A 16,086-nucleotide genomic window follows, 5' to 3' on the forward strand; every position below is an offset into this window, starting at 1 on the left:
GAACGGTGAGGCGCCAACGCTGATTTCCCCCTCTCCCCGTTCTTCACGGGGAGAGGGTAAGGGTGAGGGGCTGCGCTAACGATCAAGGAATGTCTCCCCATAGCCGTCAGCCGCTACAAACCGAAGCTCATGCGTGTCGATATTGCGATCAAGTCGTCCTTCAATCGCAGCAAGGATCGTGTCGAGGACTGCTTGGCGGTCGTTCAAGACATCGGCATTCCAAAACCGGAGGACCGACCAACCATTCGAAACCATAAACCGATCTCTAACTTGGTCATACGTGTTACCAGCATGCTGGCTGCCATCGATCTCGACAATTAGGTGGCATTCCCTGCACGCGAAATCCGCAAAGTAGTTGCCGATCGATAATTGCCGCACGAATTTGTGGCCATTCAGTCTGCGATCGCGCAACTCTTGCCAAAGTGCGCCTTCAGCATCGTTGTCCGACTGCCGCAAGCGTCTTGCGCGAGTCGTCGTCGCGATTTCCGGTCCACGCATGGCGCTGCCCCTCACCCTTACCCTCTCCCCGTGAAGGACGGGGAGAGGGGGGCGTCGGCGTTGACGCTTTGTCCTTCCCCGCTTTGAAAGCCGCCCCCGCCTTGCCACCAGGCGTTTAGCTGAAGTGGAATGTTACGCATCCCAAACCCCCTTCTTCTTCATCTCCTCCATCTCGCGGGCGGCGCGTTCGCGCAGCCTGGCGTCGCGCAGCAGCTTCTCCACCGCGGCGTCATCGGACTTATCGGAATAGCGGAATTCGCTGTCGGCGTAGCGATTGATCTCCTGCATGACCATGTCCATCGAGAACGGCCCGCGCAATTCCTCGATCATCGATTTCTTCTCGTCGTAGCCCTTGTGCATGAAGGCTTCCGGCTTCTCGAACCAGTCGTCGGGGAGCTCGATATCCATGGCGCGCATCTTGATGGCGTCGGTGACGTTCTTGATGGCGCGGCCGGTGAAGCGCGGCTCGGCGTCCTTGATCAGGTGCAGGTAGGTGCCGATGTCGGCCATGGTTTTCGGCGAGTCGTTCTCCTTCATGTAGCGCTCATAGACCCGCATCAGCCCATCCTCCTGCGGCTTCTCATGCTCCTCATAGGCCTCGGTCACGGCACGCTGGATCTCCTGCGCGGCGTAGAGTTCGTGGTCGCCGAGCGGTATTTTGTGATTCTTGCCGGCCAGCAGAACGAAGATGTCGATGTAGTCGTCACGGGTCTGCGGGCCGTCGACCAGCCAGCGCGCGCCGGCGCGCTGGCGCAGCGCATCGTCGACATTTTCGGGATAGTTGGAGAACATGCCGAACGAGCAGTTGCCGCGCACCACCGTGCCCGCCCCCGCGAACGCGTCCATCAGGACGCCTGTGATCTCCTGCTGGCCGGCGGAAGCGCGGTCGTCGGAGCGGCGCGCCGCCACCTGGTCGATGTCGTCGATGGTGCCGAAGCCGATGACGCGCGGGTTCAGGACGTTGTTGATGAACTGCCGGCAATTCTGTCCCGACTTGCCCTGGTAGGACGAGATCTGGTCGACGCCGAAATTCTCGTAGGCGAAGGGATAGCCGGCGACCTGGCAGTAGTCGTTGACGAGGCCGGCGATCATCTGGATCAGCGTCGTTTTGCCGGTGCCGGGCGCACCGTCGCCGATGAAGGTGAACAGGAAGCCGCCGAGCTCGACGAACGGGTTCAGCTCACGCTCGAAATCATAGGCCATCAGCATCTTGGCGAGCTTGACCGATTGATATTTGGCGATGTGGTTGCCAACGACCTCTTCCGGCTTCTTGAAGGTCATCACCAGCGGCTTGGAGCGCTTGCCGGGGGCGACGTCGAAGCCATCGAGGGTGAAATCGTCGGCGTCGATCCGGATATGGGCGTTCTCGAACGGGCCAATGCCGTCGAAGCGTCCCTTGCGGGCCAGCAGCCCATCGATGGCGACGCGGGCAAAGGCGCGCGCCCTGGTCATCAGGTCGGCATCGTCCTTCGTGCCCGTTACCGCCTTGTCGAGGCCGGCAATGATCGACTTCACCGCGTCCTGCGGCGTGTCGAACAGGAAGTCGGGCTCGGGCATGTCATTGGGCGCTTCGCCGTCGCTGGCAATGAGCTGGAACAGATAGGACGCCAGGCTGAAAGCCGAGATGTAAGCGGAGGCCGACAGAAGTTTCTTGAAGGTTGCGGCTTCATCGCCTTCCAGTGGCGCCCGGGCATTCTTGGCCTGCAGGCTTTCGAGGTCGGAGCCCTCGGCGAAGACGTCGGAGATGGCGAGCGCGATCGCGATGCCACGGCGGGCGCGATAAAGCAGCGTGTGCTGCGGGATGCTCATCAGCTGGTCATCGGGACGGATGGCGGCGACGGTCTTGGCCAGTTCCACCTCACGCGTGCGGCGCACCGAGCCGGCCGAGACAGTGGAGACAAAGCGGCGGTTGGTGCCGGCCAGGGCCGTGCCGGACTCGCGTGACGGATCCTCCAGCACGACGATGCGGGTGATGAAGCTCTGCGCGGTGGCGCGGTGCTTCTCGATCGCCGCTTCCGGGATGGTAGTCAGGCCGGTGTCCATGAAGTGTGCTCCGTGGTGTTACGGTCAGACGTCCGAGATCACCTGTCCCTTGGACAGGATGTGAACCTTGTAGCCGCCAAAGATCTTTTGGGCTTCGCCGGCGGCATAGAGCGCCTGGTAGGCTTCGTGCGGGATCAGCGCATGGTTCTCGTAGCTCGACACGCCCTGGCGCGCGGCTTCCAGATCGTCGGTGTTGATGAAGAATTCCTGCGTCGTCTTCTCGCTCGAAAACAGCCCCTTGCGGCCGGGCTTCTCGCCCTTGGAATAGACCTCCTGGATGGTCCAGGTCAGCAGCCAGGCGTTTTCAGGCTTGCGCACCTTGGCCAGCACCTCGGTCACCGTCGAATTGTTGTCGGTGATGCCAGCCGAATAGAACGGGCCGAGCACGACCCGGCGCAGCTGCTTGGGATGCAGCGGTTCGAAATCCTTGTCGAGATTGACGGCGATCGTCGCCGGCGAGAGCGTATAGGCCGAGTTCTTCTCGGTGAAATCATCGAAACGGTGGGCAAGCTCAGGATTGAGCAGACCGTCGACAGGCAAAGGAATATCGATCTTGTCGTTCAGCTTGCCGTCGCGGCCGACCAGCTGGCGGATCATGTTCTCGGAGGAATCCTCCACCGTCACCATGTAGACCAGCGGCAGGTTGGCGCTGCCGTCGAAGGTCGCCCAGTGGACCAGATAATAGGGGCGCTCCGTCTTCGGATTGACCGAAACCTTGACGGTCTGCGCCAATGTGAAAGGCCCGAATGTCTGCTCGCTCTTGACGTCTTCCAGGTAGAGCCGCTCGGCCATGGACTTTCGCAGGGGCTCGGGGAATTCCTTGTGGCGCAGGATGAAGTCGGCCATCTCCTCGCGCAATTCGCCGGCGAGCGGGATGTTGGCGAGCCGGCTGTCGGCCTGGCGCCGGTCGTTCTCCAGTTCGAGCAGGTTTTGGAAGACGGGGAAGCCACTTTCCGCCCGCGAGATGCGGAACGTGTCCATGAAGCCCAGCCGGTTGCGCCAGCAGGAAAACGACCTTTCCAGCCTGGCGATGTATTCGGCGACAATCTTGGCGACGATGCCATGCCGGTAGAGCGGCGAGCGATCGTCGCGCATGAATATTTCAAGGCCGCTGAGGGCTGCGGTGATGGAGGAGAAATACCGTGCCGCCGCTTCGTTTTCGGGGGTCATGCTATGCGCTCGCCGGCGGTCCCTGTCACCCCTTACGATTGCACGTAGTTTGCCGAATTGTGCTTCTTCATCACATCGTCAAAGCGGCGGGCGAAGGCATCGTCCGCAAGCTTCTTGCGGCGCTGTATGTCGGCGCTGGCAACCATGTTCTTCTCGTGCATCTCGAGCAGGTCGCCAATATGCTTCTGCGAAGCGGCGCCGATGCCGGCCATGGTTTCCTCGGCCGTGTTGTCGACCTGGCTACCCAAAGTGTTGATCTTGTGGGCGACGTCCTGCTGTGCGGCCGTCTTCAACGAGTCTTCCAGCGCCTTGTAGAGTACGATGCGCTGCTCGGTGTCGATGGTGAGCTTGTTGATCAGCGTCGCTTGCGCGGCGATCTGGTTGTTGAGCGAGTCCACGAAAGTCTGGAACATCGAGGTGTAGCGTTCCAGCGTCTGGCTCTCGGCCAGCAGTTCCTGCTCCTTGGCCTGTCTCTCATTGTATTCGGTGGCGAGAACGGAACGTTCTCCCTCAAGCTGCGTGCGGTCCTTCTGGCTGGTGGAAGCCGCGATCTTGTTTTCGATGTCGAGCAGCATCGGATTGAGCTCCTCGATACGCTTTTGCACCGTCTCAAGATTGGCCATGGTGCTCTTGCGGCGCTCGATAACCTGCGAGAGGCTGGCCTCGGAGGTCTTGTAGCGCTTGTCGAGAACCTCTTTCTGGGCCTTCAATATGCCGACGATGGTGTCTGATTTCGCCAGCAGCTCCTGGAGATTGCCGGCAAGCGACATGTTGCGCACGCGGTCGGTGCGCATGCGCTGCTTGCTCTGGCTTGAGAAGATGCCGACGAAGTTTTCCCAGCCGGAATAGTTCTTCATGCTTTCGAATTCGGCGCCGAACACGTTGGTGGCGTCCTCGAGCCCGATGATCAGGTCGGCGATGTTGCCTTCCATCACCTTCTGCTGCTTCAGCACGTCCTCGATGCGGGCGTTCTCGATGTCGAAATTGGCGTCGCCGATCTTCTTGTCGACGTCGGCGAACGTGTCGAGCAGGCTGCCGGATTGCTCGATCTTAGAGCGCATGTCCTGCACGACCTGCTTGGTCTTGGCTATCTCGGCATCGAAATTCTGCAATGTCGCCATAGGGCCCTCCCGCTTCGGCATCAGGTCGCTGGTCGCGAACAGCGGTGAATATATGTGGGGTATCAGGGGATTGAAAGACGCAAGACAAGCTCCGCCGCGAAAACAAAAGAATTCGGTATGGGCTTGAAAGCCAATGGAAGCATGTGCATGGCGTGACTAGCCGGCGGGCCTGGCGTAGTTCAACTGTTGTTGAACTTCGTGACTGGCAAGGTGACGCCGAGGCATTCAATCGCCGGAGCGGGCGGCCCGAAACTCGACAAAGGATGATTTGTCGGAGGTCTCAACGGTGCGTTTGTGAAACCAGTCCGCCGCGGCCGGCCGCGTGCCGCTGCTCAGGGCTTGGGATCGGCCTTGAGATAGGCGATGACGTTGGCGATGTCGTCGTCCTTGGTCAGGCCGGCAAACGCCATCTTGTTGCCGGGCACTTTCAGCTTGGGCGCCTTGAGATATTCCGCGAGGTTGGCCTCGTCCCAGACAAGGCCGGCTGCGCCGGCGCTTTTCATCGCTTCGGAATAATGCCCAAGGAAACTCTCGGCGGTGCCGGCGGTGCGACCGACGACGCCAAGCAGATGCGGGCCTATCTTGTCGCGGTCGGTGGCCGCTTCGTGGCAGGCAATGCACCGGTTGAAGACCTTTTTGCCGAGGGCTCGGTCACCTCCGGCATGTGCGGCAATCGAAGTGGCAAGGAGAAGGACGCTGGCGGATGAAATGGCTCGAAGCATGGCTGACCCCAAAGAGCTCTGGCTGGCGGCCTTATAGCGCCGAGCCCTTAACAAACGCTGCATCTTGGCGGGCCTTGCAAGGAGATGGTCCGCGCGAGGCAGAGCCGCAGCCGATCAGGTCCTGGCGAAGCCGATGAAATCATCGGGCTCGGCGCGGCCCATCTCCTCTTCCCAGTGACGGCGACACAGCGAGACATAGACGTCCTTGCCGATCTCCACCTGCGCGCCCTGTCGCGCCACCTTGCCGTCCGGCCGGAGGCGCACCACCATCGTCGCCTTGCGGCCGCAACTGCAGATCGTACGCACTTCGCGCAGATCGTCGGCGATCGCCAGCAAGGCTCGCGAGCCGGAAAACAGCTTGCCCTGGAAATCGGTGCGCAGGCCGTAGCACATGACCGGGATGTTCAGCCGGTCGGCGATGCGGGCCAGTTGCCAGACCTGCTCCTCCTCGAGAAACTGTGCCTCGTCGACGAAAACGCAGTGGACGGCCGCATGGTTGTGGTGCTCGGCGACGCGCGCGAACAGGTCATCGCCATCGCGGAACATTTCGGCTTCCGACTCCAGCCAATGCGTGACGAGATCAGGCCGCCGTCACCTTTGGCGTAGTGCCCTGCTACGAACAGCATCGTCGCCATGCCGCGCTCGCGATAATTGTAGGATGCCTGCAAGAGCATCGTGGTCTTGCCGGCATTCATTGTCGCGTAGTGAAAATAGAGCTTGGCCATGCCGTTCTTTTAAGCCGACTTGCCGCGATGCGGGGAGAGGGCGGTATCGCATTCCCCCAGAAAAGCCGTCTGCACCGATCGCGGGAGGGCAGGCGACGGCCTGATAAGCGTCTCCAGTGTCGCGCTTTGGCCAGTCCGCGCCGTTGATCGTGATTGTCTTGCAGCTTGAAACCGCACCAGAATGGTGTTTGGCTGACATTGCAAGGCGGGCAGAGAAACCGTGACGTCGCTTCGCCAAAGAATCGAAAATGGGAGACTGTCTATGTCGCGTATGAATTCTTTCGTCGCCGGCCTCGGCCTGGCGGCCCTGTTGTCCACGACCGTTGCCTACGCCGGCGATCCGGCAAGCTGCAAGGCGGTGCGCCTCTCCGATGTCGGTTGGACCGACATTCAGGCCACGACCGGCGTCGCTTCGGTTCTGCTCACGGCGCTGGGCTACGAGCCGCAGGTGATCCAGTTGTCGGTACCGGTGACGTTCGCATCACTTAAGAACAAGGACATCGACGTGTTCCTTGGCAACTGGATGCCGTCGATGGCCAGCGACATCAAGGACTACACCGCCGACGGGTCGGTTCAAACATTAAGTGTGAACTTGACCGGGCCGATGTATGGCATAGTGGTGCCGACCTATGTGGCGGACGCGGGTGTCAAAACGTTGACCGACCTCGGCAAGTTCAAGGACAAGTTCAACGGCAAGATCTACGGCATCGAGGCCGGCAATGACGGCAACCGCATCATCCTCGACATGATCAAGAACCCGAAGGACAATCTCGAGGGCTTCGAATTGGTCGAGTCGTCGGAAGCCGGCATGCTGACGCAGGCCGAGCAGTCGATGAAGAACAATGAGTGGATCGCCTTCCTCGGCTGGACGCCGCATCCGGTGATGGGGGACATGAAGATCACCTATCTCGAAGGCATGGGCGACAGCGGCTTCGGGCCCGCGACCGTGTCGACGAATGTGCGCAAGGGGTACACGACAGAATGCCCTAATGTCGGCAAGTTCATCGCCAATCTGAAATTCAATCTCAGCATGGAAAACACGATGATGGACGCGATCCTGAAGGGCGGCGACCCCAACACGGTGGCGACCGACTGGCTGAAAAAGAATCCCGATGCGATCACCCCGTGGATCGCCGGCGTTACCGCGTTCGACGGCGGCGACGCCGCCGCCGCGATCAAGACCGCGCTCGGAAGCTGAGCCGGCGTGCTGTCGGTTTGACCGAACGGGAAGGGCAGCCAACTCAGAAAGGGCTGCCCTTTTCCATATGCTGTGACAAGATGACGTGACGACAGCAGGGGCCGAGGGCAGGGCGGTCTCCGGATGAGAGGGGCGATATGGATCCGATTTCGAAATTCATGGTCGATCACAAGATTCCGATCGGCGCCTGGGGAAAGGCATTCTTCGGTTTCCTCACCGATAATTTCGATACCGTGTTCAGAGCCTTCTCGAACGGTCTCAATTTCCTGCTCGACGGGTTGGTCGGCATGCTGCTGATGGTGCCGCCGGTCCTGCTGGCGCTGGTCATCGCCTTCGTCGCCTGGCTGCTGCAGCGCTCGCGCCCGCTTGCGCTCGGCGTCTTCCTCGGCCTGATCTTCATCATCAACCAGAACCTCTGGAAGCAGACCGTGCAGACGCTGGTGCTGGTCGTTGCCGCCGCCGCCATGGCGATGGCCATCGGCGTGCCGCTCGGCATCTGGGCGGCGCACAAGCCGAAGGTCTACCGCGTCATGCTGCCGGTCCTCGACCTCATGCAGACGCTGCCGACCTTCGTCTACCTGATCCCTGTGCTGACCCTGTTCGGCCTCGGCAATGCGCCGGGCCTCATCGTCACCATCATCTTCGTCATCCCGACCGCGGTGCGGCTCACCCATCTCGGCGTCGTTTCCGTGCCGAAGTCGATCGTCGAGGCCGGCGAGGCCTTCGGCGCCACCAAGAGCCAGCTGCTCTGGAAGGTGGAGCTGCCTTCGGCGCTGCCGACCATCATGGCGGGGCTGACGCAGTCGATCATGCTGTCGCTGTCGATGGTGGTGTTTGCCGCGCTGATCGGCGCCGGCGGTCTCGGCACCGAGATCAACCGGGCGCTCGGTTCGCGCCGCATCGACCTCGGCATCGAGGCGGGTCTTGCCATCGTCGTGCTCGCCATCGTGCTCGACCGGATGACCCGCATCGCCGTTGGAGGCAAGAAATGACCGTCGCCGTCGATTTCAGGAACGTCGATATCGTCTTCGGCGCCGACCAGGCCGGCTCGCTGGCGATGATCGACGCCGGCGCGACGCGCGCCGAAATCCTTGAGAAGACCGGCAATGTGCTGGGCTGCGCCGGCGCCAGCCTGACGGTGAACGAGGGCGAGATCTCCGTGCTGATGGGCCTGTCCGGCTCGGGCAAGTCGACGCTGCTGCGGGCGGTGAACCGGCTGAATGTCGTGTCGCGCGGCCAGGTGCTGGTCAAGGATGGCGACAGGATCGTCGATGTCGTCACCTGCGATCAGGCCACGCTGCGGCGGCTGCGCCAGAAGCAGGTGGCGATGGTGTTCCAGCAGTTCGGCCTGCTGCCCTGGCGCACGGTTGAGGAGAATGTCGGCCTCGGCCTCGAACTCGCCGGCGTGCCCGAAGCGGAACGCAAGGAGCGCGTGCAAAAGCAGCTCAAGCTTGTCCATCTCGATCAGTGGTCGAAGAAATACGCGCATGAGCTGTCGGGCGGCATGCAGCAGCGCGTCGGCCTTGCCCGCGCCTTCGCCACCGAGGCGCCGATCCTGCTGATGGACGAGCCCTTCTCGGCGCTCGACCCGTTGATCCGCACCAAGCTGCAGGACGAATTGCTGCAGCTGCAGGCGGAACTGAAGAAGACCATCATCTTCGTCAGTCACGATCTGGAAGAAGCCCTGAAGATCGGCAGCCACATCACCATCATGGAGGGCGGACGCATCGTGCAGACCGGCGCGCCGGAAGACATCGTGCTGCGCCCAGCCAATGACTATGTCCGCGACTTCATCGCCAATGTAAATCCGCTGTCGGTGCTGACCGCCTGGAACGTGATGCGCGACCGGCGCGACCTCGAACAGGGGACGGACGGCTGGGTGTGGCTCGACCGGCGCAGGACGACGCGCTTCAAGATCGACGATCACGGGCTGGTCGCAGCCGCCGAACGCGACGGCAAGCCTGCCGTATGGATGTCATGCGCCGATGTCGAAAGCCAGCCGGAAGAAGCAGCGCAGGTGTTCTGGGCCAATCCGGGCACGTCGCTGAAAACCGTGATGCTGGCCATGCACCGTTCGCAGACCGCACCCGTGGCGCTGTTCGACGACCAGTCCCGCTTCGTCGGGGCCATCGGCATCCGAGACGTGCTGAGCGCGGTGCTGCGGCGGTAGCTGAGGCAGTGTTGTTGCAAGCAGACGTAGAGCGGCTCAGCGTACGGTAAACCAGCCGCTGGCGCGGGCGGCATCGAAGCAGACCTTACTGGGGTGGCTGCCCTTGAGGGCTGCTTTCAAAGCATTGTAGCCGCGAATATAATCGCGGGTTGTCTGGTACTTGAAGAAATCAGGCATGGTCGAATACTTGTAGACATAAGGGCATTCAAAATAGGCGCCCATCTCGTACCCCATGTCGAAAGCCTTCGAGCCTGCATGAGCGTCAGGTGACAGCATCAATACGATGCTAAACGCCAAAGCCACAGAATTCGCCTGGATGAAGTGATTGAGGTTCATTTTGGCCCTGCTCACATTGATTGGCACTTTTTACCGATAGGCTACGAACGCTTCAAGCCGCAAGCGGCAGGTGCAATTCGGTGAGCAAGCCGCCGCCCGGATTGTTGGACAGGCGGATATCGCCGCCGGCGGCACGCGCGATGTTGCGCGCGATTGTCAGGCCTAGCCCCAGACCGCCGGTCTGGCGGTTGCGGGACTGTTCGAGGCGTACGAAGGAGCCAAACACGGCGTCGATCTGGGCCTGCGGTATTCCCGGTCCTTCATCGCGGATGGCGAGCGTGATCGTCCTGTCCGACCGGGTGACGCTCAGATGCGCCTTCTTGCCGTATGTGACCGCGTTCTGCACCAGATTGGTGACGCAGCGTTTCAGCGCTACCGGCCGCGCCATGCAGATCAGGCCGCGCGAGCGCGTGTCTTCGTCGAATGAGACGTGAGGGTAGGCGTCGGCGATCGATTCTACCAGCGACCAGAAGTCGATCCGTTCGCTCTTCTCCTCCGTCACCTCGAAGGTGGCGAAGTCGATGACCGAGCTGGCGATGCTTTCGACGTCGGCGAGATCGTGCGCCAGCGCCTCGCGCACCGCGGATTTGCGCAGCAGCTCCAGGCGCAGCCGCATCCGCGTTATGGGGGTGCGCAAATCATGCGCAAGCGCCGCCGCAAGATGTTCGCGGTCCTCGACATATTCGCGCAGCCTGGCCTGCATGACGTTGATCGCTCTGGCGGCGGCGCGCACCTCGCGGCTGCCGGACTCGCTGATCGGCGGGCTCTTCAGGTCCTTGCCGATCCTGTCTACGGCGGTTTCCATCATCCGGTAGGGCGCCGTCAGCCGGCGCAGCGACCAGATCGACATGATCACCACCAGGCCGGCGATCAGCGAATAGAGCGGCAGGCTTTCGAAGCTGAGGATTGGGCCGACAGGCGTGATCGGCTCGGTGAAGTTCAGCCATTGGCCGTCGGCGAATCGCAGCGATGCCGTCAGCTTGTCACTCTGGGCGAAATTGGCGGCGAGCACCAGAAGGTCGCGCTCCACCTGGCCGATATCGGGTCCCGGTGCCGACCCGCTGGAATCGTCGGCCTCGCGCGTCGCCGGGTCGCGCCGGACGCGCGCGTCGGTGACACCGAATTTCGACAGCCGGCCCACCAAAATGTCCTCGAGTTCGGCCAGTTCATCGTCGCTTGCGATCGACGAGCTGACCGCGGGCGTGTCTGTAACGGTGAGCGCGTAGCTGGAGTTGAACAAGCCGCTTGCCGTTGCCTTGCGCTCCTCCGGTGTCGTGTCATGCATGAGCTGCACCAGGGAGTAGGCGCGGTCGTTGAGGCGATAGAGGTCGACCACATCGTTGGCGGCGGCGCGGTCGCGCGAGACGATGTAGAGCGTTGCCACCTGGCTGATGAGCAGGCCGGCGATGACGATCAGCAGCACCCAGACAGGCAGGGTCTGCGGCAGGAATCGTTTCATTCGGACGTCGTCTCGGGCAGAAACTGGTAGCCGCCGCTGCGCACCGTAAGGATCAGCTTGGGATCTTTCGGATCGTCTTCCATCTTTCGCCGCAGCCGGCTGACCAGGATGTCGATGCTGCGGTCGAAGGAATAGTCGCTGTCGCCGCCGGACAGTTCGATGAGCTGGTCGCGAGTCAGCACGCGCTGCGCGCTCCTGACGAAAGTCTGCAGCAGATTGAATTCCGCCATGGTCAGTTCTACCCGGACGTCGTCAGGCGCGGTCAGCCGGCGCCGAGCGCAATCCATCGTCCAGCCGGCGAAGCGGTAGACCTGCTTGGTGCTGGCGCGCCTCGGCTCGGCCGCGCCATTGCGGCGCAACACCGCGCGGATGCGAGCGAGAAGCTCGCGCGGGTCGAAAGGCTTCGGCACGTAGTCGTCCGCGCCCATCTCAAGGCCGACCACGCGGTCGGTCGTCTCGGTGACGGCGGTCAGCATGATGATCGGCGTCGAATATTGCGCGCGCAAGTCGCGGCACAGTTCAAGCCCGCTCTTGCCGGGCAGCATCACGTCGAGAACGATGAGATCCACCTGCGAGCGGCGCAGGATGGCCTCCATCTCGATGCCGTCGGCGGCGACCGACGTGCGCAGGCCCCGCTTCTGGAAGAACTCCTGCAGCAGGTCGCGAATGCCCTTGTCGTCGTCCACGATCAGTATGTGTGTCTCGGCTTTCACAGCGGTCCTGTCATTTGGTGGGCAAGCCACTCGGTCGGTAAGCCACACGATAGAATTCAGGCCAGATGTTGGCCAGTGGGGATCACTGTTCGTGCCCGGTCCGGGCGGAAACAATCGGGAAACAAAATTCTACAATCGGGAAAAACTCCCGAAAAAGTCCAAGGGCATAAGGGATGTCGTGGCGGTCAGGTCATCGACCGCGACTACCAACTCCGGGTTCACGGATAAACCGATGCCAAGGTTGTCTATCAGTTTGCTGAGTGTGCTGCTGGGCGTTTCGCTCCTCACCGCAGCTGTTGGACAATCGGATGCAAAGGCGGCTCTCACCCGGAGCGAACGTTGCATCAATCTTAGTCGCCAATTTGATGAAGCCCTCGAAACCCACGCCGCGGCAACGCAGGTCTCCGCGGCAAAGGCACTTCAAAGAAAGGGAAACCGGTTCTGCGCCAACAAGAAACAGGCACAGGGCATCCGGATGCTCGCAAATGCTTTGAAGCTGCTTGGAGTGACACCGAACGACCCGGTTCAGTGACATCGCAACTCGACCTGCATAAAAGGAAATGAAGCCATGAAGAAGTCCATCCTCTCCGCCACCGGCCTCGCCGTTGCTCTCGCTTTCGCGATGCCAGCTCTCGGCAACGCAGCCGCTACGACGACCGCTGCTCCGGCCGCTGCCACGACCACCACTTCAGATACCGCCGCACCCGCCAAGACCGCTCCGAAGAAGGTCGTGAAGAAGGTCAAGAAGCACAAGAAAGCCGCCCAGAAGGCCATGAAGAAGGACGCCCCCAAGACTTGATCCTGGACGGCATGGGCACTCCATGCCAATCTCCTGACAAGGCCGCTCCAGCCGCTTTATGCTGGAGCGGCCTTCTTGCTGTCAGACCTCTCTCGCGCCGGCTGGCGGGTCAAGGATGGACTGATCGATCCATTCGATATACGCAGCCTGTCGGCAACTGCGCCCACATCCCTTGACCCTCTCGCGATCCGGTCTCACAGGACTTCCGCATGAAGAAGCGGTTTTCGTCCATTCTGCGTACGATGGCGCTCTGCGGCATGGTTGCCAGCGGCCTCGCCAAGGCGTTGATCCTGCTCACGGCCAGTCCGGTGCCTGATCCAGCAAGCTCGCGCACTGAACCCTCAATGTTCGCGCCGGCGATATCCGCCAACTGGAGCTACATCACACCCGTGCAAGCCTGGTTGCTGATCGTGATCGTCGGGACGACGCTGGCATGCGTCGTCGCTTGGCGGATCACGGTGTGGCTGGAACGGCGAGCGGAAGCCGTCGTTCGGCCCGCCGTCCGGTCCGCCACGGCAACGCGGCAGGGCCGTCATATATTCGGTCGTCGTCACCGTTGAACAGCGTCCAAGATTTCCCACATGTGAGTTGGCGCGCCGGCAGGTCGGTTGCGCGTCGTTGGAATTGGACGATCGCCTTTGCCCGTGGCAAAGTGCTTACGAAGCTGTCGATCGCTGTATTCGGTTCAAATGCCTGAAATCACCTCAAAGCCACGCGTTCAGGTCAAGCCGCAGATCGAGCGGCCGAAGCTTTACAAGGTCATTCTCGTCAATGACGATTTCACGCCGCGTGAATTCGTGGTCACGGTGCTGAAGGGCGAGTTCAAGCTCAGCGAGGACCAGGCGCACCGGGTCATGATCACCGCGCACCGCCGCGGGGTCTGCGTCGTCGCCGTCTTCACCAAGGATGTCGCCGAGACCAAGGCGACACGGGCGACGGACGCCGGCAAGGCCAAGGGCTACCCCCTGATGTTCACGACCGAGCCCGAGGAGTAGGAGAGGGCGGTTTTCCCTTCTCCCAAAAGGGGGAGAAGGCACAAAGCCCAGCTACCGCCCCTCGCGGTACCACATCGAGCCCATCGCCAGCAGCAGCAGGCCGAGGCCGAGGAAGCCGCCGAACAGAGGCACGCGCGAAACCGCTTTGAGCACGCTGTCATCGGTGGTGCGCAGGCCGATCCAGTCGCTGCCGGAAGCGTCCCCCGACGAGCGCACCGGCACGATGGAAGGCAGCGTCACGTCGCTGGACCGAGCCGTGGACGGCGCGAGCCGGCGCACGCTGCCGCCCGTGGCCTCCGCCGGCGCTTTCAGCCGGTTTTCCGTCGAGATGACGTCGGCGAATTCCGGCGCGTTGACCGGACCGACATGGGCGAGTGCGGTCAGCTCGCCATTGGCGACCTGATAGAGACCGATCTCGCTGGTGTCGACGCTGCCGAGGAAAACGCCGGGCTCCGACTTCTCGAGCTTGACGGTCATCGTCTTCCCAGACGGGGTGATGATCTGCGCCGGCCCCGGATCATCGGCCATGGTCTGGCGACGGATCTCCAGCACCATGCCGCGACCCTCGGCGGTCAGGCGTTCTTCCTCCAACTCCGGTTCCTTCATCAGCCAGTGGGCTATGCGCCGGTAGAGCTGGACATGCGGGCCGCCACCCTCAAAGCCGCGAGCCCAGAGCCAGCCCTGGTCGGACAATAGCATGCCGACGCGGCCTTCGCCCTTGCGGTCGAGCAGCAGCAGGGGGCGGTCTTCGGCACCCTTCATCACCACCTGGCCCTCCGGATTCTGCACGCCGATGGTCCGGAACCAGCGGCTCCAGCGCGGCGGCTCGGTGGCCGAACCGTCCAGTCCGCGCGTTACGGGATGGCGTTGGCCGAGCTCGGTGAGACGCGGATAGAAGGCCCTGTCGACGACCTCGCCGGTGGGCATCGCCGGCAAGGCCGACATCAGCGGCGTGCGCGCAATAGAGCTATCGCCGGCATATTCCGGGCCCGCCGCGATCAGCAGGGCGCCGCCCTTTTCGACATATTCCGCGATGTAGTCGTAATACAGGATCGGCAGCACGTCGCGATGCTGGTAGCGGTCGAAGATGATCAGGTCGAAATCCTTGATCTTCTCGACGAAGAGCTCGCGCGTTGGAAAGGCGATCAGCGACAATTCATTGATCGGCGTGCCATCCTGTTTTTCCGGCGGTCGCAGGATGGTGAAGTGGACGAGGTCGACCGAGGCGTCGGATTTCAAGAGATTGCGCCAGGTGCGCTCGCCAGCATGCGGCTCTCCGGAGACGAGGAGCACGCGCAGATTCTCGCGGATGCCGTCGATCAAGGCGATGGCGCGGTTGTTGGTGTCGGTCAGTTCGCCCGGCTCGCGATCGATGGCAAGCTCGACGATGTTGCGGCCGGCGCCCGGAATGGTCACCTGCAACGGCATGGGCTGGCCGACCGTGGCGTGCTCGACCGCCACCTGTTCGCCATTGACCGAGACGCGCACATCGACCGGCCCCGTCTCGTTCTGCGTCGAGATGACCCGATAGGTCATGTCGAGGGGCTTGCCGACAATACCGAAGCGCGGCGCGTTCTCGAACCGTATGCGGCGATCCTTTTCGTGGTCGTTGCCGGTGATCAGGCCATGCAGCGGGGCATTGAAATCGGGCGCGCCCGGCGGCGCGTCATGCACCTCGCCATCGGTGATCATGATGGCGCCGCCGATGCGCGAGGGCGGCACGTCGCGGAAGGCGCCTTCGAGCGCTCCGAACAGTCGGGTCTCGGTGCGCTCGTCGGCGGCTTCGGACTTGCCTGCCTCGACGACGCGAACGTCGAACTGCTTGAAGCGGCCAAGCCGCTGCTGCAGTCCCGCAACGGCCTCGTCGGTCTGCCTGGTGCGGTCGCCGATGTCCTGGCTCTGGCTGCGGTCGACGATCAAGGCGACGACGCTCTTCAGCGGGTCGCGCTCTTCGTTGAGGAACACCGGATTGAGCAAAGCGGCGGCGAGCGCCAGCATGGCAACGAGGCGCAGGACCGCCCCGCGCTGGCGCGCCCACAGGCCGACAAGCGCCAGCAACACCAGGGGCAGCAATGCCAGCGCCAGCAATGGCCATGAAAACAGCGGCTCGAAGGAGATGGACCAGTTCATCCCTCAA

The 16,086-nt window shown here is 62.3% G+C and carries 16 protein-coding genes and 1 pseudogene; 7 read left to right on the top strand and 10 right to left on the bottom strand.

Going from position 1 to position 16,086, the window contains the following annotated elements; all coding sequences use genetic code 11:
• Positions 1-75: 75 nt before the first annotated feature.
• From LB513_RS21870 to LB513_RS21895, 6 genes and pseudogenes are all read right to left on the bottom strand, one after another.
• The gene (locus LB513_RS21870) at positions 76-498 is read right to left on the bottom strand and encodes an endonuclease domain-containing protein (protein WP_224665612.1); all 423 of its coding nucleotides are present in this window, start codon (positions 496-498) and stop codon (positions 76-78) included.
• Positions 499-630: 132 nt separating this feature from the next.
• Positions 631-2,541, bottom strand: a complete 1,911-nt coding sequence (locus tag LB513_RS21875) for an AAA family ATPase (RefSeq protein WP_224665613.1) — start codon at positions 2,539-2,541, stop codon at positions 631-633.
• Between the two features lie 24 nt (positions 2,542-2,565).
• Entirely contained in the window at positions 2,566-3,711 is a 1,146-nt protein-coding gene (locus LB513_RS21880) for a hypothetical protein (RefSeq protein ID WP_224665614.1), read from the bottom strand.
• A gap of 32 nt (positions 3,712-3,743) precedes the next feature.
• Positions 3,744-4,832 carry a hypothetical protein gene (locus tag LB513_RS21885; RefSeq protein WP_224665615.1) on the bottom strand — a complete coding sequence of 363 codons (1,089 nt, stop codon included), beginning with the start codon at positions 4,830-4,832 and terminating at the stop codon, positions 3,744-3,746.
• A gap of 332 nt (positions 4,833-5,164) precedes the next feature.
• Positions 5,165-5,554 (bottom strand): c-type cytochrome, encoded by a 390-nt coding sequence (locus tag LB513_RS21890; RefSeq protein ID WP_224665616.1) that lies wholly within the window; start codon positions 5,552-5,554, stop codon positions 5,165-5,167.
• A 114-nt stretch (positions 5,555-5,668) separates the two neighbouring features.
• A pseudogene (locus LB513_RS21895) lies at positions 5,669-6,279 on the bottom strand (thymidine kinase).
• A 262-nt stretch (positions 6,280-6,541) separates the two neighbouring features.
• Between LB513_RS21895 and choX the strand changes: the two are divergent.
• From choX to choV, 3 genes are all read left to right on the top strand, one after another.
• Positions 6,542-7,477 (top strand): choline ABC transporter substrate-binding protein, encoded by a 936-nt coding sequence (gene choX / locus LB513_RS21900; RefSeq protein WP_224665617.1) that lies wholly within the window; start codon positions 6,542-6,544, stop codon positions 7,475-7,477.
• A 137-nt stretch (positions 7,478-7,614) separates the two neighbouring features.
• Entirely contained in the window at positions 7,615-8,469 is an 855-nt protein-coding gene (gene choW, locus LB513_RS21905; RefSeq protein WP_224665618.1) for a choline ABC transporter permease subunit, read from the top strand.
• Positions 8,466-9,647 carry a choline ABC transporter ATP-binding protein gene (choV, locus tag LB513_RS21910; protein WP_224665619.1) on the top strand — a complete coding sequence of 394 codons (1,182 nt, stop codon included), beginning with the start codon at positions 8,466-8,468 and terminating at the stop codon, positions 9,645-9,647. The genes choW and choV overlap by 4 nt, the downstream gene beginning before the upstream one ends.
• A 36-nt stretch (positions 9,648-9,683) precedes the next feature.
• Here choV and LB513_RS21915 read toward each other — a convergent pair whose 3' ends face one another.
• From LB513_RS21915 to LB513_RS21925, 3 genes are read right to left on the bottom strand one after another with little or no spacing between them, the layout of a single operon-like run.
• Positions 9,684-9,983, bottom strand: coding sequence for a hypothetical protein (locus tag LB513_RS21915; protein ID WP_224665620.1), 300 nt, complete (start codon positions 9,981-9,983; stop codon positions 9,684-9,686).
• 52 nt (positions 9,984-10,035) lie between these two features.
• Entirely contained in the window at positions 10,036-11,442 is a 1,407-nt protein-coding gene (locus tag LB513_RS21920; protein ID WP_224665621.1) for an ATP-binding protein, read from the bottom strand.
• Positions 11,439-12,155 carry a response regulator gene (locus LB513_RS21925; protein WP_224665622.1) on the bottom strand — a complete coding sequence of 239 codons (717 nt, stop codon included), beginning with the start codon at positions 12,153-12,155 and terminating at the stop codon, positions 11,439-11,441. Before LB513_RS21925 ends, LB513_RS21920 begins: the two co-directional genes overlap by 4 nt.
• A gap of 232 nt (positions 12,156-12,387) precedes the next feature.
• Between LB513_RS21925 and LB513_RS21930 the strand changes: the two genes are divergently transcribed.
• From LB513_RS21930 to clpS, 4 genes are all read left to right on the top strand, one after another.
• On the top strand, positions 12,388-12,687 hold the full coding sequence (locus LB513_RS21930) for a hypothetical protein (protein ID WP_224665730.1): 300 nt from the start codon (positions 12,388-12,390) through the stop codon (positions 12,685-12,687).
• Positions 12,688-12,723: 36 nt separating this feature from the next.
• Positions 12,724-12,954: a hypothetical protein gene (locus LB513_RS21935; RefSeq protein WP_224665623.1), complete on the top strand. Its 231-nt coding sequence runs from the start codon at positions 12,724-12,726 to the stop codon at positions 12,952-12,954.
• A gap of 209 nt (positions 12,955-13,163) precedes the next feature.
• Positions 13,164-13,514 (top strand): hypothetical protein, encoded by a 351-nt coding sequence (locus LB513_RS21940; protein ID WP_224665624.1) that lies wholly within the window; start codon positions 13,164-13,166, stop codon positions 13,512-13,514.
• A gap of 129 nt (positions 13,515-13,643) precedes the next feature.
• The gene (gene clpS / locus LB513_RS21945) at positions 13,644-13,949 is read left to right on the top strand and encodes an ATP-dependent Clp protease adapter ClpS (RefSeq protein WP_224665625.1); all 306 of its coding nucleotides are present in this window, start codon (positions 13,644-13,646) and stop codon (positions 13,947-13,949) included.
• Positions 13,950-14,000: 51 nt separating this feature from the next.
• On the opposite strand, the gene LB513_RS21950 is transcribed toward clpS, so the two are convergent.
• Positions 14,001-16,079, bottom strand: a complete 2,079-nt coding sequence (locus tag LB513_RS21950) for a hypothetical protein (RefSeq protein ID WP_224665626.1) — start codon at positions 16,077-16,079, stop codon at positions 14,001-14,003.
• Positions 16,080-16,086 lie beyond the last annotated feature (7 nt).

This window comes from Mesorhizobium sp. ES1-1, from assembly GCF_020164785.1.
Classification (GTDB): Bacteria; Pseudomonadota; Alphaproteobacteria; order Rhizobiales; family Rhizobiaceae; genus Mesorhizobium.